At 64.7% G+C, this 23,025-nt stretch carries 20 protein-coding genes; 10 read left to right on the forward strand and 10 right to left on the reverse strand.

Going from position 1 to position 23,025, the window contains the following annotated elements:
* The 8 genes from BJ994_RS08865 to BJ994_RS08900 are packed head-to-tail and all read left to right on the forward strand — an operon-like array spanning position 1 to position 9,724.
* Positions 1 to 873, forward strand: a complete 873-nt coding sequence (locus tag BJ994_RS08865; protein WP_167993440.1) for a carbohydrate ABC transporter permease — start codon at positions 1 to 3, stop codon at positions 871 to 873.
* 51 nt (positions 874 to 924) lie between these two features.
* On the forward strand, positions 925 to 2,223 hold the full coding sequence (locus tag BJ994_RS08870; protein ID WP_167993441.1) for an ABC transporter substrate-binding protein: 1,299 nt from the start codon (positions 925 to 927) through the stop codon (positions 2,221 to 2,223).
* A 1-nt stretch (position 2,224) separates the two neighbouring features.
* Positions 2,225 to 3,442, forward strand: a complete 1,218-nt coding sequence (locus BJ994_RS08875; protein ID WP_342450331.1) for an ADP-ribosylglycohydrolase family protein — start codon at positions 2,225 to 2,227, stop codon at positions 3,440 to 3,442.
* Positions 3,439 to 4,824: an ADP-ribosylglycohydrolase family protein gene (locus tag BJ994_RS08880; RefSeq protein WP_167993442.1), complete on the forward strand. Its 1,386-nt coding sequence runs from the start codon at positions 3,439 to 3,441 to the stop codon at positions 4,822 to 4,824. The genes BJ994_RS08875 and BJ994_RS08880 overlap by 4 nt, the downstream gene beginning before the upstream one ends.
* Positions 4,821 to 5,741 carry a PfkB family carbohydrate kinase gene (locus BJ994_RS08885; protein WP_167993443.1) on the forward strand — a complete coding sequence of 307 codons (921 nt, stop codon included), beginning with the start codon at positions 4,821 to 4,823 and terminating at the stop codon, positions 5,739 to 5,741. The genes BJ994_RS08880 and BJ994_RS08885 overlap by 4 nt, the downstream gene beginning before the upstream one ends.
* On the forward strand, positions 5,725 to 7,725 hold the full coding sequence (locus BJ994_RS08890; RefSeq protein ID WP_167993444.1) for a formylglycine-generating enzyme family protein: 2,001 nt from the start codon (positions 5,725 to 5,727) through the stop codon (positions 7,723 to 7,725). The genes BJ994_RS08885 and BJ994_RS08890 overlap by 17 nt, the downstream gene beginning before the upstream one ends.
* The gene (locus BJ994_RS08895) at positions 7,722 to 8,921 is read left to right on the forward strand and encodes a CaiB/BaiF CoA transferase family protein (RefSeq protein ID WP_167993445.1); all 1,200 of its coding nucleotides are present in this window, start codon (positions 7,722 to 7,724) and stop codon (positions 8,919 to 8,921) included. Before BJ994_RS08890 ends, BJ994_RS08895 begins: the two co-directional genes overlap by 4 nt.
* Positions 8,918 to 9,724 carry an aldolase/citrate lyase family protein gene (locus BJ994_RS08900; RefSeq protein ID WP_209066731.1) on the forward strand — a complete coding sequence of 269 codons (807 nt, stop codon included), beginning with the start codon at positions 8,918 to 8,920 and terminating at the stop codon, positions 9,722 to 9,724. The genes BJ994_RS08895 and BJ994_RS08900 overlap by 4 nt, the downstream gene beginning before the upstream one ends.
* A 24-nt stretch (positions 9,725 to 9,748) precedes the next feature.
* Here BJ994_RS08900 and BJ994_RS08905 read toward each other — a convergent pair whose 3' ends face one another.
* From BJ994_RS08905 to leuC, 8 genes are all read right to left on the reverse strand, one after another.
* Complete coding sequence (locus BJ994_RS08905) at positions 9,749 to 10,183, reverse strand: SRPBCC family protein (protein ID WP_167993446.1); 435 nt, start codon at positions 10,181 to 10,183, stop codon at positions 9,749 to 9,751.
* A gap of 45 nt (positions 10,184 to 10,228) precedes the next feature.
* Complete coding sequence (locus BJ994_RS08910; protein WP_167993447.1) at positions 10,229 to 11,221, reverse strand: LacI family DNA-binding transcriptional regulator; 993 nt, start codon at positions 11,219 to 11,221, stop codon at positions 10,229 to 10,231.
* Between the two features lie 20 nt (positions 11,222 to 11,241).
* The gene (locus BJ994_RS08915) at positions 11,242 to 12,384 is read right to left on the reverse strand and encodes a D-alanine--D-alanine ligase (RefSeq protein ID WP_167995945.1); all 1,143 of its coding nucleotides are present in this window, start codon (positions 12,382 to 12,384) and stop codon (positions 11,242 to 11,244) included.
* Positions 12,366 to 13,397: an NAD(P)H-dependent glycerol-3-phosphate dehydrogenase gene (locus BJ994_RS08920; RefSeq protein ID WP_167993449.1), complete on the reverse strand. Its 1,032-nt coding sequence runs from the start codon at positions 13,395 to 13,397 to the stop codon at positions 12,366 to 12,368. The genes BJ994_RS08915 and BJ994_RS08920 overlap by 19 nt, the downstream gene beginning before the upstream one ends.
* Positions 13,394 to 14,152, reverse strand: a complete 759-nt coding sequence (locus tag BJ994_RS08925; protein WP_167993450.1) for a lysophospholipid acyltransferase family protein — start codon at positions 14,150 to 14,152, stop codon at positions 13,394 to 13,396. Before BJ994_RS08925 ends, BJ994_RS08920 begins: the two co-directional genes overlap by 4 nt.
* A gap of 22 nt (positions 14,153 to 14,174) precedes the next feature.
* A complete protein-coding gene (murA, locus tag BJ994_RS08930) occupies positions 14,175 to 15,536 on the reverse strand; it encodes a UDP-N-acetylglucosamine 1-carboxyvinyltransferase (protein ID WP_167993451.1) in 1,362 nt (453 codons plus the stop codon).
* A gap of 208 nt (positions 15,537 to 15,744) precedes the next feature.
* Positions 15,745 to 16,344: a 3-isopropylmalate dehydratase small subunit gene (gene leuD / locus BJ994_RS08935; protein WP_167993452.1), complete on the reverse strand. Its 600-nt coding sequence runs from the start codon at positions 16,342 to 16,344 to the stop codon at positions 15,745 to 15,747.
* Between the two features lie 19 nt (positions 16,345 to 16,363).
* Positions 16,364 to 17,833, reverse strand: a complete 1,470-nt coding sequence (leuC, locus tag BJ994_RS08940) for a 3-isopropylmalate dehydratase large subunit (protein ID WP_167993453.1) — start codon at positions 17,831 to 17,833, stop codon at positions 16,364 to 16,366.
* Positions 17,834 to 17,948: 115 nt separating this feature from the next.
* Here leuC and BJ994_RS08945 point away from each other — a divergent pair, with 115 nt between their 5' ends.
* The gene (locus tag BJ994_RS08945; protein ID WP_167993454.1) at positions 17,949 to 18,668 is read left to right on the forward strand and encodes an IclR family transcriptional regulator; all 720 of its coding nucleotides are present in this window, start codon (positions 17,949 to 17,951) and stop codon (positions 18,666 to 18,668) included.
* A gap of 89 nt (positions 18,669 to 18,757) precedes the next feature.
* Positions 18,758 to 19,288 (forward strand): DUF1697 domain-containing protein, encoded by a 531-nt coding sequence (locus tag BJ994_RS08950; protein WP_167993455.1) that lies wholly within the window; start codon positions 18,758 to 18,760, stop codon positions 19,286 to 19,288.
* Here BJ994_RS08950 and BJ994_RS08955 read toward each other — a convergent pair whose 3' ends face one another.
* Together BJ994_RS08955 and BJ994_RS08960 are read right to left on the reverse strand one after the other, a co-directional pair.
* Positions 19,289 to 20,944 (reverse strand): GTPase, encoded by a 1,656-nt coding sequence (locus BJ994_RS08955; RefSeq protein ID WP_167993456.1) that lies wholly within the window; start codon positions 20,942 to 20,944, stop codon positions 19,289 to 19,291.
* Complete coding sequence (locus BJ994_RS08960) at positions 20,941 to 22,773, reverse strand: dynamin family protein (protein WP_167993457.1); 1,833 nt, start codon at positions 22,771 to 22,773, stop codon at positions 20,941 to 20,943. Before BJ994_RS08960 ends, BJ994_RS08955 begins: the two co-directional genes overlap by 4 nt.
* Between the last annotated feature and the right edge of the window lie 252 nt (positions 22,774 to 23,025).

Below are 23,025 nucleotides of genomic sequence, written 5' to 3' on the forward strand. Positions count from 1 at the left end.
ATGAGCACACAGACAGCCCCCCGAAACGGCCTGAGCCAGAAGCAGCGTCGGATGATCTCGCGTCCCCTGCAATACCTGGTCCTCGCGGGTTACCTGGTGTTCCTCGCCTTCCCGTTGCTATTCCTGCTCAGCACCTCGTTCAAGACCTCGCGTGAGTTGAATTCCCCGGTGCCGCAACTGCTACCAGAGTCACTGGAGTTCACCAACTACGTTTCGGCGATCCAGACGGCCGACCTGCTCACCGCTGGCCGCAACAGCCTGATCGTGGCACTCGCTACGACGGTCATCGTCACGCTGCTTTCTCTTCCTGCGGCCTACGCGCTGGCCCGCTTCAAGACGAAGCTCCGCGGACTTGCGACGGGCTGGATTCTATTGAGCCAGGTCTTCCCCTTCATCCTGATCATCATTCCGCTGTACATCATCCTGCAGCAGATCGGCCTGATCGATTCGCTGGTCGGACTCGTGGTGGTCTACGCGGTATGGTCCCTCCCATTTGCGCTGTGGATGCTCCGTGGGTATGTCGCCGGCATCCCGGTGGATCTTGAGGAGGCAGGCGCAGTCGACGGCGCCTCCCGCCCGCGTATTCTTCGAACCATCGTGCTTCCCCTCCTGGCGCCGGGCCTGGTGGCCACCAGCCTCTTCACGTTCATCTCCTCCTGGAACGAGTTCTTCTTCGCCTTGGTACTCATCCAGGATCCAGACCTCCAAACCCTCCCATTGACACTCGCGCGTTTCATCGGCGCGGAAGGGCAGGTCCAGCTTGGCCAGCTCGCAGCGGCGTCCCTTTTGGCCACGATTCCGAGCCTGGTTTTCTTCGCAATCATCCAGCGGAGGCTGACCTCCGGCCTGCTGAGCGGCGCGGTCAAGGGCTAAGCGCCACCAAAGAACCAACACCACCACAGAAACACCGAATAGGAGAACATCATGAGAAAGACAGTTCCATCCACCCTCGGCGCCGTAGCCGTGGTGGGCCTGCTGTCCGGCTGTGCCTTCGGGGGCGGCTCCACAGAGGGCGGCGGCGATGCACCGGCGGACGGGCCCGTCGCCCTCACCTTCCAAAGCCTGGCATTTCAGGGTCCAACCGTTGAAGCGACGGAGGAAATCGTCGCCTCCTGGAACGAGGCGAACCCCGACATCCAGGTCGAACTCCGACAAGGCAGTTGGGATAACGTCCAGGCGCAGCTCGTCACACAGTTCGAAGGCGGCACCGCTCCGGACATCATCCACTTCGAATCCGCCGGCATGGCCGGCTTCGCCGAGCAGGGCTACCTGGCCGACCTTGAGCCCTACATCGGCGAGGACCTCAGGAGCAGTGTCTCCGAGGACCTGTGGTCCACTGTGACGTCGGAGGAAGCCGGCACTTATGCCGTCCCAACCCTCCTGCAGTCCTACGTGGTCTTCGCGAACAACGACGCCTTCGAGGCCGCGGGTGTTCCCCTTCCCGACGGTGAGACACTGCCGTGGGACGACTTCCAGCAGGTTGCGTCCGACCTCACAGGAGACGGCACGTTCGGCGTTGGGTGGGGACTTCGGCAGCCGACGGCCACCATCATGAACATGGCTCCGATGTTCGGCGGCGAATTCTTCCAGGTCGACGGCGAGAACGTCACCATCGAGGTCGGCGAGGAGGAACTCGCTGCTCCCCAACGTATCCATCAGATGGCCTTCGAGGATGGGTCGATTGACCCGGTGTCCCTGACCCAGAGCGGTTCCGATGTACTTCCCGGCTTTTATGGCGGAACGTACGCCATGTATGTGGGCGGCAACTTCATAGCCCAACAGCTCATCGAATCCGCGCCCGAAGGCTTCAACTGGTCGATTCTTCCCCCACTTGAGGGAACGGTTTCAGCAGAGCAGGTTGCGAACCCCCAGACCATGTCGGTTGCTGCGGAAAGCGAGAGTCCAGAGGCGGCTGCCCAGTTCATCGAGTACTTCATGGCACAGGAGAACCTTGCCCAACTGGCACAGGGTGACTGGCTGATCCCCGCAACCAGTACCGCACGCGAGCTGGTTGCGGAGCAGACCGACGGCGAGAACGGATGGGCGGCAACCCTTGCCACCGGCGAGCTTCTCACCTCCGCGCCATTCCAGCAGGTGACGAGCTACAACCAGTGGAAGGACCAGTACGCAACACCGATCTTCCAGCAATACTTCGCCGATTCGATCAGTTACGAGGAGTTGCAGACGCAGCTGTCGGAGGGATGGGAATCTGCCGGCGGATGAGGTGACAACTCCACACTTCGACGAATCATCGAATCACTACACGCAGGAGATGGGCATGGATCTGCTGGAAAGCAAGGCTGTGGGAGCGCTGGCTGGTGCCGCCGTGGGCGACGCCCTAGGCGGTGCCGCGGAAGGAAACACTCCGGAGGCCATCCAGGAGCGCTACGGCGGCTACATCACGGGGATCGTTCCACCGTTCCTCGCCGACTGGCGCAATGCTCGGCCAATCGCGCCCTATCACAAGGGTGACGGCCACATCACCGATGACACCCTGATGACAACGGCGCTGGTCGACGTATACGCCACTGTTCGAGATCATCTGGACGCCCACGCCATAGCTGAACACCTGGTTCCTCTGCTCATCGGGGAGAAGCGGTGGATTCCTGAACTGGAATCCGAGGCGCTGCTTCTCCACCGGGTCTTCCTCGCGGAGAAATGGCTCGTGGCCCGCTTGCATTATGGCCACATCGATCCCCGAGAGGCTGGGGTTGGCAACATCGTCAACTGTGGGGCGACGATGTACGCGGCACCCATTGGGATAGCAAATGCCGGGTCTCCTGAGGCTGCCTATGCTGAGGCAATTGACGCCGCAGGCGCTCACCAATCCAGCTATGGAAGGGAAGCCGCGGGCGTGTTCGCGGCTACTGTGGCGGAGGCAATGCGCCCAGGTTCCACCGCAGACTCGGTGATTGATGTCGCCCTGCAGGTTGCTAAAGATGGGACGCGGGAGGCGATTGCCGCCGTCGTCGACCGTGCCCGCACTGTCGACGGCTGGGAGGACGCGATCCACGCACTCCGCGACGCTGTCCGGCCGTTCGACACGGTCGGTGAGAACTATCGTTCGCCGGCACGGGACGCGAGGATTCCCAGCCGAACCAAGTCGATCGAGGAGTTGCCGGTGGCGCTGGGCATGCTGATCGCCGCGGACGGCGGGTACCGCGAAGCTGTGCTCGGTGCCGTCAACTACGGGAGGGACTCCGATTCGATTGCGGTCATGGCCGGCTCGCTTGCTGGTGCGCTTACCGGACGGGACGGTGTGCCCGCGGAGTGGCGTGAGGCCGTTGCGACGGCGAGCAGGTTCGACATCGAAGCCAGCGGCTTTACGATGGCGGCAGTCGCCAGGGAGATCTGGGGCAAGGACGAGGCTCGGCAGGCAGCGCGCCGGGCTGCGCTCACCGATCTCGGTGTGCAGCAGGAACCTGCTGGAGTGATGCGGTGACCTTCCGCTTGACCTGGACACAGCCAGAGGATCTCGTTCCGCACGGGCTACGGGCGGCTGAAGACGAAGGACGGCACACTTCCCGAATCCGCGAACGCTGGCTGGCTGCGGGTGGCTCCGTGGAGCCGCCAGTATCGGGCGCCTCCGATGCCCCCGCATCCGCCAACCTGCGATCGCTGGCCCGGGATTTGCTTGACGAGTTGGACACCCTGCCCGTGTCTGGGCACCTTTCCGACACGGAGCCGGAGATTCCAGTCCTCGCCAGCCCGGTCGCAGCAGCGAGCACGACGGCGGTGCGCGACCGGGTGCGCGGAGCCTGGCTTGGCCGGGCGGCCGGGTGTCTGCTCGGCAAACCTGTGGAGAAGATTCCCCGCGAGGGCATCCGACGTATTGCGCAGTCCACCGGAAACTGGCCGATCAGCTCCTACTTCACCGCTTGCGGACTGGATCCCGCGGTTGGCGAGCAGTATCCGTGGAACCGGCGGAGCCGGGGCACCAGCCTGCTGGAAAACATTGCCGGAATGCCCGAGGACGATGACCTCAACTTCCCCCTCATCGCCCTCACCATTCTTGAACAACACGGGACCGGTTTCACCACCGACCACGTTGCGAAGGCGTGGCTGGACAACCTTCCAGGCGGCAGGGTCTTCACCGCTGAGCGGATCGCCTACCGGAACCTCCTGGACGGCTACGCTCCGCTGGACGCAGGAGGGCACCGGAACCCGTTCCGGGAATGGATCGGTGCGCAGATCCGCGCGGACGTATACGGCTGGGTTCTGCCCGGACGACCCGAAGAAGCAGCAGAATTGGCGCGGCAGGATGCAATGCTCAGCCATCGCCGTAGCGGAGTCTATGGGGCCATGTTCGTGGCGGCTGCGGCATCAGCCTCGCTCACCGCAGACGGCGTCGACGACGTCCTGGTCGCCGGGCTCTCCGTAGTGCCCCCGCAAAGCCGGTACCGTCACGCCATCGAGGTGGGAGCTGAGCTCGGCAGGAGCGGTCAGGACACCGAAACAGCCCTCGACGCGCTACACAGCGAGTTTGGCCACTTCCACTGGGTCCACTCCCTGAACAATTCGGCACTGCTCGCGTTCGCTCTTACCCGGAGCTCACGCTCCCACACGGAAGGAGACTTCGCCCAGGCAATCACGACCGCTGTCACCGGCGGTTGGGACACGGACTCAACAGCTGCCACTGTTGGGTCGCTCTGTGGAGGCCTGCTCGGCGCGGAGGCGCTGCCCTCCAGCTGGACTAATCCCCTACAGGACAGGCTTGCATCCAGTGTCCCGGGCTTCGATGGAATTTCGTTCGATGAGCTAACTGACAGGACCGTGCGCCTGCAAGAGAAATTCGGCATGAAAAGTGAGGACGGAGCGGAGTGAGCGTCGTCGTCGTAGGAAGCGCCAACCTGGATTTCGTGTACCACGTTGACCGCATTCCCGCACCAGGGGAAACCTTATTGGCAGCGCGTTCAGCGCAGTACCCGGGCGGGAAAGGCAATAACCAGGCGATCGCGGCAGCCAGGGCGGGCGCCCAAACATCCTTCATCGGTTCCCTCGGCAATGACGCCAGCGCGGCAATTCTGAGGCGTGAGCTGAAACTTGCGACCGTCAAGGCTCATCTTCGGACGCAGGACGGCCCTACCGGCACCGCCCTCGTCACGCTGGATGGCGCCGGTACCAACACCATCATCGTGAATGCGGGGGCTAACGGTGATTTCGCCGACCTGACGTCGGCTGAACTGGATGCCATTCGGATTGCTGACGTGTTGCTGATGCAACTGGAAATCCCGATGGAGACCGTACTGGACGCTGCACGGGCGGGTCATGAGGCCGGCTGTACCGTGATCCTCAATGCCGCCCCGGTCCGGGAGCTTCCGGCGCAGCTATTGCCGGAACTGGACGTGCTGATCGTCAACGAACATGAGGCACTGATCCTGGCCGGCCTCGCCGACACAACCGTCAGGTCCGCCCCAAACCACGCTGCGCTTGAACTCCTGCGGAGTGTGCCGGCCGTCGTTGTAACTCTTGGTGAAAATGGGCTTCTGGTTGCACGCCGGGGCGCCGAAACCGTGCACTTACCAGCGTTTGCCGCACGCGCCATCGACACCACTGGAGCTGGTGACACCTTCTGCGGTGCTTTTGCGGCAGCTCTTTCCGAGGGAACCGACGTCCTACACGCAGCGCGATTCGCTGCCTGCGCAGCTGCCTTATCCGTGCAAAGGGAAGGCGCAGTGCCTTCCATACCTGACCGAGCAGAGATTGAGAGCCATCTTCATCGCCATGAATCAACTGACTGATCCTGACGAAGCCGCCACCAATTCCTTCGATCCGTTGGTGGCGCGGCCGATTGATTTGCCCACTCAGCTTCCCCTGGGCGGACCAATCGATCCGGCGATCGGCGACATCGCCAAGATCTTCGCGGCTCCGGATGACCCGGCAGAGTGGCCACAGTGGCGGGCCGCGCTGATGCAGTGGCGAGTTGAAGCCCGTGAGCGGCTGCACTATCAGGGAGGTCGTTACGACGACGACCGGTTGCGCTGGGCGGCCCACTGCTACAACGTGGCGTTGGCGTGGTTGTGGGATGAACGGCTCTTCGATCACAGCACTCAGCGGTTCACTGTGCAGTCTTACCTGGAAGGGTGTTCTACATACGGTCGAGTCAACGGCGTTGTGCTCTGGCACGCCTACCCGGTAATCGGGATCGACGACCGAAACCAGTTCGACTTCTACCGCCTTGTTCCCGGCGTGCAGGAAGTCGTCTCCGAGTTCCAAGCTGCAGGTGTGCGGGTATTCATAAACTACAACCCGTGGGACACCGGCACCCGCCGTGCGGACGGCGATGACCCTGCGGAACTGGCTGCGCTGGTTGAGGAGTTGGGGGTGGACGGTGTCTTCCTCGACACCATGAAGGAAGGCGGCACCGAACTGATCGCCGCACTTGCCGAGAAGGGGCAGGTACTTGAGGGAGAATCGCGGATTCAATTGAGCCGGGTCGAGGACCACCAGCTGAGCTGGGCGCAGTGGTTCGCCGATTCGGCTGCCCCTGGAGTGCTGCGCGCCCACTGGTACGAACAGCGCCACATGATGCACTCGACCCGCCGGTGGAACCGGGACCACAGTGCCGAGCTGCAGACCAGTTTCATGAACGGCACAGGCATGCTGATATGGGATACCGTCTTTGGCGTCTGGGTTGGATGGAACCAGCGCGATCGGGCCACCTTGCGGGCAATGTCGCGGATTCAGAAGGTTCTTGGCCCGGTGTTTTCGGAGGGCGAGTGGACGCCGCTGGTCGATGCAGTTCCGGAAGCCATTGCCGCTGGCGTGTATGTTTCGCGGTTCGAACGCGGGCGGGAGGTGCTCTGGACAGTCATCAACCGGGCGCAGGCGCCTTACTCCGGCCAGGTACTCACCGCGGATGCCTTGGAGGACCGGAGGGTGGTTGATCTGCTCGGCCGGGGTTCCACGGAGGCCGGGATCGTGACCATCCCTGCCCGCGGCATCGCGGCACTTTACGCGCACGACGGCGCCGCTCCTGACTGGCTCGACTCCTTTCTCTCGTATGCGGAGACCAACGCAGGCGACCTCACCGCTGACGACGCATTCGAGCAATTACCCCAGCGCCGGGTTGATCCTCCAGCCTCCGGCAACCCGCCGTCGTCGGACGCTGTGGCCCTGACTGAGGGCATCCACAAGCTCACGGTCGAGTACCGACGGCGCGAGACCGGCCTGTACTTCGACGCACCATACGTGGAGGAATGGAAGCCTCTGCCTCCCCGGCTGCACGACGACCGGCAGGAAACCTTCAGCGTCACCATCGGCCGTGTGGCGGTTGCCGCCACTGAGGTAACGCGTGCGGAATTCGCCCGGTTCGTAACCGAGACCGGGTATCAGCCCTTACATCAAAATCGCTTCATGGATTGGGATGACCAGCACGACGACGCTCCCGCGACCTATGTTGGGCTCACCGACGCCCGCGCGTACGCACGGTGGGCCGGCGCACGGCTCCCAACCGAGCACGAGTGGCAACTGGCATCCACGGAAAGCAGTTTCGCCCGGCTGAAGCCGTGGGTCTGGAACTGGACCGAAAGCGAGCATACGGACACTGTGACGAGGTTCGTCATCCTCAAGGGCGGCAGCGACTACGCGCCGGAGGGTTCGGACTGGTATTTCGACGGCGGCCGACGGTCGGGGGCATTCTCGGCGAAGTTACTGCTTGCCGGTGCAGGGATGGAACGCAGCCCATTCATCGGCTTCCGACTTGCCTGGGATGGTCCGCGATGAGCCGTTCCCCTGCCGGACCGCTGACGGACATCCGGGTGCTGGATGTCTCCACTCTGTTCGCCGGTCCGCTGGCGGCAACGTTCCTGGGGGACTTCGGAGCCGACGTCATCAAGGTGGAACATCCCACCAAGCCGGACGCGGCCCGAGGACACGGTCCCGCCAGGGAGGGTGTGAACCTCTGGTGGAAAACGCTGGGACGGAACAAGCGTGCGGTGACGCTGAACCTCGGGACGGACCAGGGTGCTGAGCTACTGCTGAGGCTCGTAGCCGAAGCGGACGTTCTGATCGAGAACTTTCGGCCAGGGACGCTGGAACGGTGGAATCTGGCTCCCGAGCGGCTGCATGAAGTAAATCCTCGTCTGGTCATCGCCCGTGTGACCGCGTTCGGCCAGTTCGGACCGTATGCTGCCCGGCCGGGGTTCGGCTCACTTGCCGAGGCAATGAGCGGTTTCGCGGCTCTGACCGGGGAATCGGACGGACCGCCGACGCTGCCTCCATTCGGACTGGCCGACGGAATCGCCGCCCTTGCCACGAGCTACGCGGTGATGGTGGGGCTTCACAATGCGTCCCGGTCCGGTGAGGGCCAGGTGGTCGATATGGCGATCATCGAGCCGATCCTCATGCTGCTGGGCGGGCAGATCACAGCCTATGACCAATTAGGGCACATCCAACCGCGGGTGGGTAACCGTTCGGTCAACAATGCGCCGCGAAACGTGTACCGCACCGGGGACGGCGAATGGGTTGCCGTTTCCACCAGTTCGCAGTCCATCGCCGAGCGGGTGTTACATCTGGTGGGCCGAAGCGACCTCACCGAACAATCCTGGTTCGGATCAGGCCACACCCGTGCCCAGCATGCGGATGAGCTCGACGACGCCGTCGCCTCCTGGATCGGCCAGCGTCCCACCGCGGTGGTATTGGCCGAGTTTGAACGCGCGCATGCGGCCGTTGCGCCCGTGTATGACGTCCAAGGGGTAATGACCGACCCACAGTATGCCGCGCTCGGGACCGTTCAGCGTGTTGAGGATGATCAGTTGGGTGAGATCAAGATGCAGAACGTTCTCTTCCGGATGAGCGGGACGCCGGGCAGCATCCGGTGGCCTGGCCGCTCTCACGGTCAGGACACCGACGCCGTACTCAAGGAAATCGGCGTTACCGCTGAACAGCTGGCGGCACTGCGGGAACGAGGTGTTGTGTGACTTTGTTGACCGCGCTTTATGTTCCGGGGAACCGTCCCGATCGGTTCGGTAAAGCGGTGGGCGCCGGCGCGGACATGGTCATCCTTGATCTGGAGGACTCTGTGCCCCGGGCAGACAAGACTTCGGCGAGGGCCGCCGTCGTGCGGTGGCTCGAAAGCCGCCATCCAACGGACCGCGACCCTGTGTTCCAGATTCGGATCAATCCTGGTGACGCCGCTGATCTTGAGGCTGTTGCGGACTTGCCTCCAACCGTGGAACTGCGCCTACCCAAGGCCACCCAGCCCGATGACATGGACGCTATTCGTGGGCGAGCAGTCACCGCGTTACTGGAGAATGCGCTCGGCGTGGAGAATGCATTCGCGATTGCAAGGCACCCGGCGGTGACGCGGGTGGCACTGGGAGAATCCGATCTCGCGAGCGAGCTGGGAAGCGACAGCGACGCGGTGCTCGATTTCGCCCGCCTTCGGTTGGTTTTCGCTGCTAGGGCGGCCGGGATTGAAGCGCCGATGATGTCGGTGTATCCGCGGATACAGGATGCGGAAGGGCTGCTGCGGGACACCGTTCACGGGCTCACGCTCGGAATGGTGGGGCGAACGGCCGTGCATCCAACGCAGTTGGCTATCATTCGTGAGGCCCACCGTCCTTCCACAGACGAGCTGAGCTGGGCTGAGTCGGTCCAGATTGCGATGGCGACCGACGGGGTGAGAACCCTGCCGGACGGTTCGATGGTCGATCCGGCGATGATCGGCCGTGCCGAACAGATCCTGGTACGGCATCGGGCAATCCCGCCGGAGGACTCCTAGCACAATGCCTGCGGGGCTCGAAACCTAAGTCAGCGACTGCAGCTTCTGCTTCAATCCGTTGAGCGCAGGATCCCGCAGGGAGTTGAACGCCGGTTTCAGGAACGGCTGCAAAATCTTTGCCGGTCCCTTCACAGCGAACTCCGCCGTGTACGTCACTTCGCAGCCCGTCCCGTCGGGCTTGACATCGATCGAGTCGAACGCCGTGACGCTCTTGTTCTCGCCACGGAGCTTGATGTGGTTGCCCTCGAGCTCGATAACCTCGTACTCGATCGGGTTCCGCTTGCCCCTGAACTCGGCCTCAGCGTGGTATCGGTGCCCCACTGCGACCGGGCCCTGGGAACGTTTCTCCACCACGGGCGTACCCGGATCCCATTCGCTCGTGTGCTCGAATTGCGAGAGGTAGGCGAAAGCGCGCTCGGGTGACAGGTCGGACTTCACTGAACCACTTACCGTAATCATTTAGTCAGCCTACTGATCATCACGCGCGAGCGCACCCATCGATGGTCAGGGAGTCGGGGCTGTTCCCGTGGATCCGCGCACAATGAACTCCGGGCGGAACATGGTGGACGCAGGGCCGTCGTCGTCGGCCACTCCCTGAATCGCAGCGGCGACGATCGCCCGCTCATCCCACCCGAAGGTGCTCAACTGCGGGCTCACGAGCGGCGCAAGTTCGCTGTCGTCGAATCCCAGGATCGACACGTCACCCGGAATGGAAATGCCGAGCGACTGCGCAGCGCTGTAAGCGCCAAAGGCAAGGGAATCGCCCAGGCAGAGCAGCGCCGTCGGACGCCGGGAACGGGTCAGAAGAGCAGATGCTGCCTCCGATGCCCCGGCCACCGAAGACCTCGAGGATTCCACCGCCACACTGAGCCCCATTTCCGCACCGAGCTTCTCAACCAGCAGCTGGGCCGGCCTGCCCGGCGTGGAAGGCAGCGACGGCACCAGCAGCCCAATCAAGCGATGCCCGGCCTCCGCGAGATGCCCAAGCGCGGTTCCGATTCCGTACTCGTTGTCGAACAGCACACACCTGGCATCCGGCCGCAGCGTGAGCGCGTCACCGATCGAGATCAGGCGAATGCGTTCCGGAACCTCCACCCAGTACTCGGCTGACGGGTCCACCGGAAGCACGATAGCGGCGTCCAGCCGCTGTGCAGCCAGCGAGGCGAGGACTTCGCTTTCACGCTTCGGCGAGGTGTCGACGTCGATAATTGCCGAGAACATGCCGCGCTCGTGCAGCGCCTGGGACAGCATCATCGCGAGTCCCTGCCGCCACAGATCACCCAGGGAGCCGAGGATCGCCACGTTCCCCGTACGGCCGCCCGCAAGTGCGCGGGCAACCGGGTCCGCGGACCAGCCCAGCTCATCTGCGATGGCACGAACGCGCGCAACTGTCTTCTCCGAGCCGCGCAGACCGCGCAGTGCGTAGGACGTGGCCGCCTTCGACAGGCCTGCGGCCTGGGCGACATCGCGGAGGGTGGGCCGCTTGGGCTCCGTCATCGGGAAGTCACGAGCCGTACCTAGCGGAGGCCGGTCTTGCGCTCGAGGGCGAGAGCAATCAGCTCATCGATCAGCTCCGTGTAAGTCAGCCCCGACTTCGCCCACATTTGCGGGTACATGCTGATCGGGGTGAAGCCGGGCATGGTGTTGATCTCGTTGATGATCAGCTCGCCCGCCGGCGTGTAGAAGAAGTCCACGCGCGAAAGGCCCTCCGTTCCGAGGGCATCGAACGCCCGGGCAGCGAGTTCACGAACCCGCTCGGTCACATCCGGGGGCAGGTCCGCAGGGCAGCTCAGCTCGGCAGCGGACCCGTCCACATACTTGGCCTCGAAGTCATACCACTCATGCTCCCCCGGCTGCACGGCAATCTCGCCCGGGAGACTGGTACGCGGGTCATTGGTGCTGCGGCCCTGCAGGACTGCCACTTCAATCTCCCGGCCAACAATCCCGGCCTCGACAATGACCTTTGGATCGAACTCGCGCGCAGCCTCCACGGCGGTCTCCAGCTCCGCCGGGGAGGTTGCGCGCGTTATACCCATCGAGGAGCCGGCACGCGCAGGCTTCACGAACACCGGGAAGCCGAGCCGCGAGGCCCGCTCCAGGCTTACCGACCGGTCACGAGACCACTCGCGGTCGGTAATCACCTCGTAGGGACCGACAGTCAGCCCCGCCGAGGCAAACACCACCTTCATGTAGTGCTTGTCCATTCCGACGGCGGACGCGAGCACACCCGCGCCAACGTACCGCACATCGGCCATCTCCAGCATGCCCTGCAGCGTGCCGTCCTCACCGAACGGACCGTGCAGCAACGGCAGAACAACGTCGACCTCACCCAGGCTCCGCGGCATCCGGTCGGACGAGGTGGCCACGAGTTCCTGCGCCTGGCCCTCACCGGTTGCCGTTGCGAGCACCACCGACTCGGGTGAGGCGGGCACCTCCGGCAGCACCGAGGAGCGCAGCGACCACTGCGCCGGATCCGAGGAAACCAGCGACCACTGGCCGTTCTTCGCGATACCGACGGGGACGACGTCGTACTTGTTCCTGTCGATCGCGTCGAGGACGCCAGCGGCCGTCACACAACTGACCGAATGCTCGCTCGAGCGCCCGCCGAACAGCACGAGGACACGGGGCTTGCCAGAAGAAGTCACAGTTCGCCTTCGGATTTCAGTTCGCGGGCCAGCAGGCGCGGGCCGAGATCGTGTACCGACAGGTTGCCCTGCAGCACGGCAACAACACTAGCGGTGATCGGCATATCGACGCGCAGTTGACGCGCGAGGTCCAATACGGCCTGCGCGGACTTGATGCCCTCGGCGGTCTGGTTCATATGGGCGGTGACTTCATCGAGCGTGAGGCCCTGGCCGAGCAGGCGGCCGGCCGTATGGTTCCGTGACAGCGAGGACGAGCAGGTGGCGATCAGGTCCCCCATACCGGCGAGCCCCGCCATTGTCTCCGCCTCCGCGCCAAGAGCCACTGCAAGGCGGGTGGTTTCGGCGAGCCCGCGCGTGATGACAGAGGCCTTGGTATTGTCGCCCATCTGCTTGCCCTCGCAGATACCCACAGCCAGCGCGATCACATTCTTCACGATCCCACCGATTTCCACCCCCACCACGTCCGTGTTGGTGTAGGGCCGGAAGTACGACGCCGTGCAGGCAGCCGCGATCCACGTCGCCACCTCGGGGTCCGGACACGCCACCACAGACGCCGTGGGCTCCTGCCGCGCGATCTCCATGGCGAGGTTCGGACCGGAAACCACCGCGATGCGCTCCGCAGGCAGACCCAATTCACCGGCAAGCACCTGGCTCATGCGGTCATCGGTGCCCACCTCAAGGCCCTTCATGAGGGAAACGACGACGGCGTCAGGCGAGATCAGCGGCTTCCACCCACCCAGCTGGGACCGCAGCGACTGGGCGGGAACTGCGATCACCACGAGCTCAACGTCCGCCAGCACGGCCGCGACATCCGTGGAGCACGTGATGTTGCCGGGCAGAACCGTCTCGGCCAGATACTGGCTGTTGGTGTGGTGGGTGTTGACTTCCTCAGCGATGTCCTCGCGGCGCGCCCACAACCGTACCTGCGTACCGTGCCGCTTCCCGGCGTCGGCAAGCACTTTGGCGAACGTGGTCCCCCAACTGCCGGCCCCCAGGACGGCGACGACGGCGGGAGGCCGACGCGTCACTGAGCCTCACCCTGAGGGGTCTCGAAGTTTCGCCCGGTCCGCTTCTGTTTCTTCGCGGCCGGATCCCAGCGCTCGGTGGGCGGGGTCTTCCCGCGCAGCTCGGCAACAAGCGCCGTCAAATCTTCCATGATGCGTTCCGTTGCCGCATCCAGCGTACTCCGCGTAATTGGGCCGCCCTGGAACTCCGAGAGGTCCACAGGCTTGCCCACCAGCACGCGGGAGGTCTTGCGCGGGAACAGGTAGAGCCGCTTGGCGTAGCGCGGGAAAACCTCGTGCGCTCCCCAGTGGGCAATCGGGACCACAGGCGCGCCGGTCTGGAGGGCCAGGCGGGCGGCGCCGGTCCGGCCCTTCATCGGCCACATGTCCGGATCCCGCGTCAGCGTCCCTTCCGGGTAGATGATGATCCCGCCACCGGCCTCGATTGCCTCTTTGGCGATATCGAGGGAGCGGTTGGCTCCCGCCGTGGTGCGCTCAACCGGTACCTGCAGGGTGGCGCGCAGTGCCGCCCCGACCACGGGAACCTTGAACAGGGACGCCTTGGCGAGGAAGTGCGGAAGGACCTTGTTGTTGTAGAGGAAGTGGCCTACCACCACGGGATCGATCTCGGTGACGTGGTTTGGGCACACGATGAACCCCGTGCTGCGCGGCAGGTTCTCGGCACCCTTCCATTCCTTGGACATCATGGCGTTCATGAGCGGCCGAAGAATGGTGGCGAGCACCGCGAACGTCGCGCGCGAGGAGAAAGGTTCCTTCATACTGGTTGGTCCACCGCCGCGGCTAGCGGCCGGTCCCGGAGGTGGCGTTCTGTGCGGCGTCGTCGATCTGCGCGACATCGAAATCCGCGCCAAGGCCCTCGAGCTTGTCCTGGAAGCGCTCGTACCCGCGGTTGATCAGCTCAATACCGGTCACCCGCGAGGTTCCGTTTGCTGCCAGCGCCGCGATGAGGTGGCTGAAGCCGCCCCGGAGGTCCGGCACATCGATGTCGGTTCCGCGCAGCTGCACCGGGCCGGAAATGACGGCCGAGTGCAGGAAGTTCCGCTGTCCGAACCGGCACGGCACGCTGCCGAGGCATTCGCGGTGCACCTGGATGTTGGCACCCATGCGGACCAGGGCATCGGTGAAGCCGAACCGGTTCTCATACACGGTCTCGTGGACGATCGAAACGCCCTCGGCCTGCGTCAGCGCGACCACGAGAGGCTGCTGCCAGTCCGTCATGAAGCCGGGGTGGACGTCCGTCTCGAGGACGAGCGGCGAGAGCTTGCCGCCCGGGTGGTAGAAGCGGATGCCGTCGTCGTTCACGTCAAACGCCCCGCCGATCTTGCGGTAAGTATTCAGGAACGCGGTGAGGTCCAGCTGGCGGGCGCCCTCAACGTAGATGTCCCCCCGGGTGACCAGTGCGGCCGAGGCCCAGGAAGCTGTCTCGTTTCGGTCCGAAATGGCCTTGTGATTGAAGCCGGCAAGTTCCTTGACGCCCTCGATCCGGATGGTGCGGTCAGTCTGCACGGCGATGATGGCGCCCATCTTCTGCAGCACGGCAATGAGATCCATGATCTCCGGCTCGACGGCGGCGCCCCTCAGCTCGGTGATGCCCTCGGCGCGCGTTGCGGTCAGCAGGACCTGCTCCGTGGCACCCACGCTCGGGTACGGCAGCTCGAGCTTGGCGCCGTGCAGTCCCTTCGGGGCGGAGATGGAGATGCCACCGGGCCGCTTGTCGACAACGGCACCGAAGTTCCGCAACACCTGCAGGTGGTAGTCGATGGGGCGGTCACCGATCTTGCAGCCGCCGAGGTCCGGGATGAACGCTTCGCCGATGCTGTGCATGAGGGGGCCACAGAAAAGAATGGGAATGCGCGAATCCCCGGCGTGCGCGTCGATGTCCTTCGAGGCCGCCATCTTGGCGTTCGCGGGATCCATGGTGAGATCCCCGGTCACCTCATCCTTGGTCACCTCAACGCCATGCAGCTTCAGCAAGCTGGTTACGACGTCTACATCCTTGATCTCCGGTACGTTCCGAAGCACCGACGGCGCGTTGCCCAGCAGGGCCGCGACCATTGCTTTCGGCACCAGGTTCTTGGCGCCGCGGACGGTCACCTTGCCTGCGAGAGGGACACCACCACGGATTGTCAGAACGCTACCCATGAACACCTAATTTCCTTCAACGTGTAAGCCCCAACAGCAGATAAGACTCCTGCTAAGCATAGGAGCTACTGTTACCAGACTGAAATACCGACGGGTCCCCGGATGGGATCGTGTTGCACCGTGTTGTGCCCGTCTGGGAGTTCAAACGGCCTGGTTACGCGGAGAATTCCGGATGCGCGGGTGATCTTCCTTGCATCCGGAAATTCGGCTAGGTGCGGGCGGGCAGGGTGGTCGGCTTGAAACTCGGCCGCTCTGCTTCAAACGCCGTGATGGATTCCTCGTGGCGCAGGGTCAGCCCGATGTCATCAAGGCCCTCCAGAAGGCGCCAGCGCGTGTAGTCGTCAATCTGGAACGGGGCGACGATGGAGCCGCAGGTCACGAGGCGGGCCTCAAGGTCCACGGTGATCTCGGTTCCCGGGTGGTTCTCGAGCTCTTTCCAGATCAGCTCAATGTCGTCCTGCGCGAGCTGGGCCGCGACCAGGCCCTGCTTGCCGGAGTTTCCGCGGAAGATGTCAGCGAACCGAGAGGACAGGACAGCCCGGAAGCCGAAATCCTTCAAAGCCCAGACTGCGTGCTCGCGGGAGGAGCCGGTGCCGAAGTCCGGGCCGGCAACAAGTACCGATCCACGGTTGAACGGCTCGGTGTTCAGGATGAAGTTTTCATCCTTGCGCCAGGCCGCGAACAGTGCGTCCTCGAAACCGGTGCGGGTGATCCGCTTCAGGTAGACGGCGGGGATGATTTGGTCGGTATCCACGTTGCTTTGCCGCAGTGGAACGCCGATCCCGGTGTGCGTGGTGATCTTTTCCATTTTTGCTCCTCTTACCCGTTCAGGCGGCGTGGCTGGCTGAGTCCTCGGCGCGCAGCGCAGCGCCGGGTGGTACGGGCTCGAGGTCACTGGGCGAACTCAGGGTGCCGCGCACCGCCGTCGCAGCCGCCACAACGGGCGAGACGAGGTGCGTGCGCCCGCCCTTGCCCTGCCTGCCCTCGAAGTTGCGGTTCGACGTCGATGCGCACCGCTCCCCCGGCGCCAGCTGGTCCGGATTCATTCCCAGGCACATCGAGCAGCCGGCAAAACGCCATTCCGCGCCGAAGTCCTTGAACACCTTGTCGAGCCCCTCGGCCTCGGCTTCGAGCCGGACGCGAGCGGATCCCGGGACCACCATCATGCGGATATTCGGGTCTTTCTGACGGCCTCGAATGATGTCCGCGGCCAGTCGCAGGTCTTCCACCCGGCTGTTGGTGCAGGAACCGAGGAATACGGTGTCCACCCGGATGTTCTTCATGGGCGTTCCGGCTTCGAGGGCCATGTACTCGAGGGCCCGCTTGCAGGCCGCTTTCTCGTTCTCGTCAGCGAAATCATCGGGTGAAGGCACGGACTGGCTGAGCGAGACGCCCTGGCCAGGGTTGGTGCCCCACGTGACAAAGGGCTCAAGTTCATTGGCGTCGAGGAACACCTCGGCGTCGAACACGGCGTCGTCGTCGGTCCGCAGGGTGCGCCAGTTCTCAACGGCGGCATCCCAGTCAGCCCCCTCCGGGGCGTGCGGGCGGCCCTTGAGGAACTCGAACGTAGTCTCATCCGGGGCAACCATGCCGGCGCGTGCCCCGGCCTCGATCGACATGTTGCAGATGGTCATGCGTGCGTCCATGGACAGGGAGCGGATCGCTGAACCGCGGTACTCCAGGACGTAGCCCTGACCGCCGCCGGTGCCGATCTTCGCGATGACGGCGAGGATGATGTCCTTCGACGTTACACCGGGCTTCAGCGTGCCCTCGACGTTGATGGCCATGGTCTTGAACGGATTGAGCGAGAGCGTCTGGGTGGCCATGACGTGCTCAACCTCGGAGGTGCCGATACCCATTGCCAGGGCACCGAACGCGCCGTGGGTAGAGGTGTGGGAGTCACCGCAGACAACCGTGAGGCCGGGCTGGGTGAGGCCGAGCTGCGGACCGATGATGTGCACAATGCCCTGCTGCGCGTCGCCCAGCGAGTGCAGCCGGATACCGAATTCCTTGCAGTTCGAACGCAGCGTCTCGATCTGCGTTCGGCTGGTCAGGTCCGCGATCGGCTTGTCGATGTCGATGGTGGGCGTGTTGTGGTCCTCGGTGGCGATTGTCAGGTCAGGACGGCGCACCGGCCGTCCTGCCAGCCGCAGGCCCTCGAAGGCCTGGGGGGACGTGACCTCGTGGACGAGGTGAAGGTCGATGTAGAGCAGGTCCGGCTGCGCCTGGCCACCTACAACCTCGCCCTTGCGCACAATATGCGATTCCCAGACTTTTTCTGCGAGCGTCTTGCCCATGGCCGGTTCCTCCGCGTGCCTTTGATCAGATCTTCCATTAACTGAAGCAGCCGCACGGCTTGGTGCGCCACCCCGACTACTTGCGTCTCAGATACTGAGACGGCAATATCAACCTATGGACAATTCTAGTGGCGTTGGCGTGATTGATAAAGCGGCTCTTGTGCTGGACGCACTTGAGGCGGGGCCAACAACCCTCGCGCAGCTGGTGGTTTCCACCGGCCTCGCCCGCCCAACGGTTCACCGGCTCGCGCTTGCCCTGGTGCACCACCGCCTGGTCAGCCGTGACATCCAGGGGCGGTTTGTGCTCGGCAGCCGCCTCGTTGAGCTTGCCTCCGCGGCCGGTGAGGACCGCCTGATCGCCTCCGCCGGGCCCATCCTCCTCCAACTGCGCGACGCCACCGGCGAAAGCGCCCAGCTCTACCGACGCCAGGGCGATGCCCGCGTCTGCGTCGCTTCCGCTGAACGGCCCATCGGGTTGCGGGACACCATTCCCGTCGGCACCCAGCTGTCCATGAAGGCAGGCTCAGCTGCCCAGTGCCTGCTCGCCTGGGAAGACCATGACCGGCTGCTCCAGGGTCTGCAGAATGCCCGGTATACGCCGACAGTTCTGGCAGGAGTACGACGGCGGGGCTGGGCTCAGAGCCTCGGTGAACGCGAGGCGGGGGTTGCCTCGGTCTCGGCGCCCGTCCGCGGCCCGTCCGGGCGAGTGATCGCCGCCGTCTCAATATCCGGACCGATCGAACGCCTCACCCGCCAGCCCGGCCGGATCCACGCCGAGGTGGTGGTGAACGCCGCACTGCAGCTGACCAACGCCGTCGGGAAATCAGCGGAGTAGACCGGGGGAACTTTCGTGCAGCTGTGGTGACATTCCAGCGCCTGAAGTCACCAGAGCCGCACGAAAGTTCCGGGTTTAGAGTGGGCTTCATGAGCGATTACGCGGTGTTCCTCCGGGGCGTGAACGTTGGCGGGGTCACCATCAAGTCAGCGGACCTCAGGCAGACAATGGCAGGGCTACCCGTCACGAATGTCAAGACCCTCCTGGCCTCCGGCAACGTGGTCTGCAGCAGCGATTTGGGCCTGGCTGAGCTGAAATCCGCTGCCGAGCAGGCGCTGCGGACGCGCTTCGGCTATGAGGCCTGGGTGGTGGTGCTCGATGCCGACGCGATCGCCCGCATCGTTGCCGAGTGCCCCTTCCCGGCTGACGACCCGACCACCCACACCTACATCACGCTCTTCTCGGACCCCGCCGTTCTCACAGAGCTGGTCACCTTCGCGGGCTCCATCAACGAACCGGTGCACGCGCTGGGCACCGTCGCCGCCGCATGGCAGTCTCCCAAGGGCCAGACGCTCGAAAGCCCCCTGAACGCCTTTACCAATAAGGCCCGCTTCAAAAGCGCAACCACCACGCGAAACATCCGGACCATGCAGAAAGTCCTCGCTGCGTTCAAGCGCTGACTACCGGTGCTTCGCTGCTTCCTCCACGGCACGGGTAAATGCGTTGTAGCGTTCAACTTCGGCCGCGACAGGCGCCACCGCCACCGCGTCGGAGGTCCCGCTGATCGAGGCGACCAGCCGCCGTCGTACGCGTTTACCGCGCCGCTGCGCACCGAGGCGGGCCAGCGCCGCGCACAGAATGCCCAGGGCGATTCCCGCCGCCACTCCCCCGAGCGCCAGCAGCGTGGGCACCGGAATCCCCTCGACCCGGGGCGAGGGTGGAACCGGGAGCTGCAGGAATCCAAGGCCCGCCAGCACGCCCAACCAGCCGATCCCAACCACCATCGCGGCCAGGAACAGCCACTGGAGCACACCGGCTACCGGCCACCACCACGCGCGGGATCCGGAAGTGAAGTCCGTCTTCGCTACGGCGTCATCGAGGCTGTCAATGAGTTCCGGCTCGGAGCTCCTCGCGGCGTCCCGGATCGCCGTCCGCCAAGGTTCCACCGCACCGTTGGAGCTTTCCTCGCCGAAGTGCCGCAGGGCGCGGTCGACCGCTGCGCGTTGTGCAGGTCCGGGTTCCGGCAGCGAGGTCCTGCCGATGAATGACTGCACATCGCTGTGGCGGAGGTTCAGCCGCCGCAGCGGATCCGCGCGAAGCCGCCCCAGCCACCGGGTGACCGGCCAGCCGGTCACTGCGTGGGCATCCCGGCGATAAGAGCGCACGACGGCGTCGATCACCGCGTCGGCGCCGGCAGCCCCTGCGAGCCGATCGGCAAGGGCAGTCCGCACAGTCTTCGAAGGGGCCGGCAGCTCGGCGCCGGTGAATTCCTGAAGCGAGGCAACGGCTACGTCGGCGTCCGCGGAGAGCCGCCCGGTCGCAGCCTCCTTCTTCCGCACGATCGCGCGGACATCCTCCGCGATTGTTTGCAGTCCGTGTCCGGTGACGGCAGACACAGGGTGCACTGTCACGGCGCCCAGCCCCTCAGCGGCAAGGATCTGCCTCAGCGAACCGGTCACCTGGTCAAGCTCGTCCTCCGCCAGCCGGTCCGCCTGGTTAAGGGCAACGAGCGTCACCGCCCCATGGGTAGCCAGCGGATCTAGGAAGTCGTGATGCAGTGCAGCGTCGGCGTACTTTTGTGGATCGGCGATCCAGAGCAGGACGTCCACCTGACCTGCCAGCCGCTCGACAATCGCGCGGTGACCGCGTTCCGTTGAGTCGAAGTCCGGGAGGTCCAGGAGGATCAGCCCGCCGTCGGCATCCGCGCGGCTGCCGTTCACCCCGGGAAGGAGGTGTGCGCCGTCGGGCATGACATGACGGTTCTGCACCTCAAGCCAGTCCAGGAGGTCCGAGCTGCCGTCCTCACCCCAGATCACGGCGAGCGGTTCGGCTGTGGTGGGGCGTCGCGCAGCCACCCGCGCGAGGTCAGTGCCGGTGAGCGCGTTGAGCAGCGACGATTTCCCGCTTCCAGTGGGCCCGAACAGCCCGACGACCGTGTGCCCCGAGGAAAGAGACCGCCGCGTGCTCGCCCTGTCGAGCACTCCATACAGTTGCTGCAGCTCGTCTGCTTCGATGCGTCCAACAGCGAGTTCACGAGCAGTGTTCAGCGACTCCAGGCGCGTTGCCAGGCGTGCGTGCCGCTGCGATTCCAACCGCTCACCGCGATGCCGGCTCACCGCTCACCCTCCCGGTTGCCGCCGTTCCCGTGGTTATAACCCAGAGACGCATCACCGGCCAGGTCTTCGGCGACGGTGCGCCGCTCGGACAGGGTCGCCGCGAGCGCGCGGAGGTCGGCAGGCAGGGGTTCACCGGAGACTATTCCGAGGAGGTCAGTGAAACGCTCACGCTCCGCCGTCAACAGCTTCTCGCAGCGCTTGTGCAGCTGGTCCCGCGCAGTCCTGGTCAGGCGCCGCACGGCATCCTCACCGAAGATGGCTTCCAGCAGTTTCTGCCCGACGACGGCGGAACCGCCGGCAATCAGCACCTCGCCCCCCGTGAGGCCCGCCGTGGACGTGAATACCACAATCATGAGCGCCACCGCCACGCCGTTGACCCCGAAAGACAGCATCCGTGCGGCGAACCGCTTGTTCGCTCCCTCGGATCGGACAAGTTCCAACAGGTCCTTCTGCCAGGCACGGATCTCGCGTGCAACCTTGTCGGTGAAATCCGGTGACATCGACTCCGCGCCGTCCGACAGCAGCGCCCGACCGGCAGCTTCGGCCCGCCAGAGACGGTCTGTCTGATCCGCGGCCTTCGCTGCTTCCTCGACGATGACAGTCTGCAGTCCGCTCTCGATGGCCGTCTCGACGGAGACCGCCCTCGGCGGCTTGCCGCTCAGGTAACCGCCGATCCGGTCCCGGATCCGTCCCACGCGCGATTCCAGACCGCGCATGAATTCGCCCGTACCCACGAAATCCTGCCAGCGGGCCAGCACCTCACCGCGTAACAGAGTGCCGTCCTTCATGGATTCGAGCACTGCCGCGAGGGCGCCGTCGTACGCTTTTCTGGCGGTTTGCCGCAACCGTACCGCGGCCTCTTCCTGATCATCGAGTGCGCCGGCGAGGCCGTCGACCCGGCGACCAAGCGCCCGCACAGCCCCCTCGAGCGTCCGACGTGCGATTTCCCTGCGCCCCTCGGCATCAGCGGCAATCGCCTGCAACCACCGCCGCAGCGGGTCGATCGATTCGGCGGGAAGCATTCCGAGCGGATCCAGACGCTCCTCCAAGATCACGAAGATCGGCGCATGGCCAAGCTGCTCGGCCGCCAGCAGTGTATGGAGGTCCTCACGCACCTCCTCCTCGACGCCGTGCGGCACCCGGTCCAGTACGACGGCGAGCAGGATGTCCCGTTGCGATGCCTCCCGCAGCAGCTCCCACGGAACGGCGTCGGCGTAGCGGTTGGCTGTGGTCACAAACAGCCACAGATCCGCAGCGGCGAGCAACTGGGATGCGAGGCGCCGGTTCTCATCCGCGATCGAGTCAATGTCCGGCGCATCGAGCAGGGCAAGGCCCAGCGGAACCATCGCGTCTGGCTGGAGCCGCAGTTGGGCCGCGCTTCCGGCGTCGTGATCCGTGCCCACGCGGGAGGCCGGAACCGGGTCCGCCTCAGGATGAACGACGACGGCACGTTGCCTGGACAGCGTCGGCAGCACCCGGTCATCAGCGAACCAGTGTCCTTCGGCGGGATGGTGAAGGAGGATGGGCTGCCGCGTGGTGGGCCGGATTGCCCCGGAGCGGGTGACTGGGTGGCCAACCAGGGCGTTCACGAGTGTTGACTTGCCGGCACCCGTGGAGCCACCGACCACCGCGAGCAGGGGCGCATCAAGGCTCTGCACGCGGGGCAGTATGTAGTCATCCAACTGCGCCACGGCGGCAGCGGTCTCCCGCCGGGCACCAGCGGAGCCGGGAAATTGAAGTGGAAAGGTGACGCTGTCCAGGATTTCCCGGAGGCGACCGAGCAGGACGGGAAGCCCCGCGGCATCGGATTCCGGCGGCGAGACAGTCATGATCCCATCATGCCAGCAACTGAAGCGTTGTCCCCTGGAGCCGGCGCCTCGGGCATGTGGGAGATGAGGCCGGGCGAAAGGCGATTTAGACGGGCGTCACTCGGACGCCCTCATGAGCCCGCTCTGGGGTTTTCGCCAATCACCGTTCGTGCTGTAGCCGTTAACTTCGGAATCCGGCGGCGAGACAGTCATGGTCCCATCATGCCAGCAACTGAAGCGTTGTCCCCTGGAGCCGGCGCCTCGGGTATGTGG

It is taken from the genome of Arthrobacter pigmenti (genome assembly GCF_011927905.1).
In the GTDB taxonomy this organism is placed as follows: Bacteria; Actinomycetota; Actinomycetes; order Actinomycetales; family Micrococcaceae; genus Arthrobacter_D; species Arthrobacter_D pigmenti.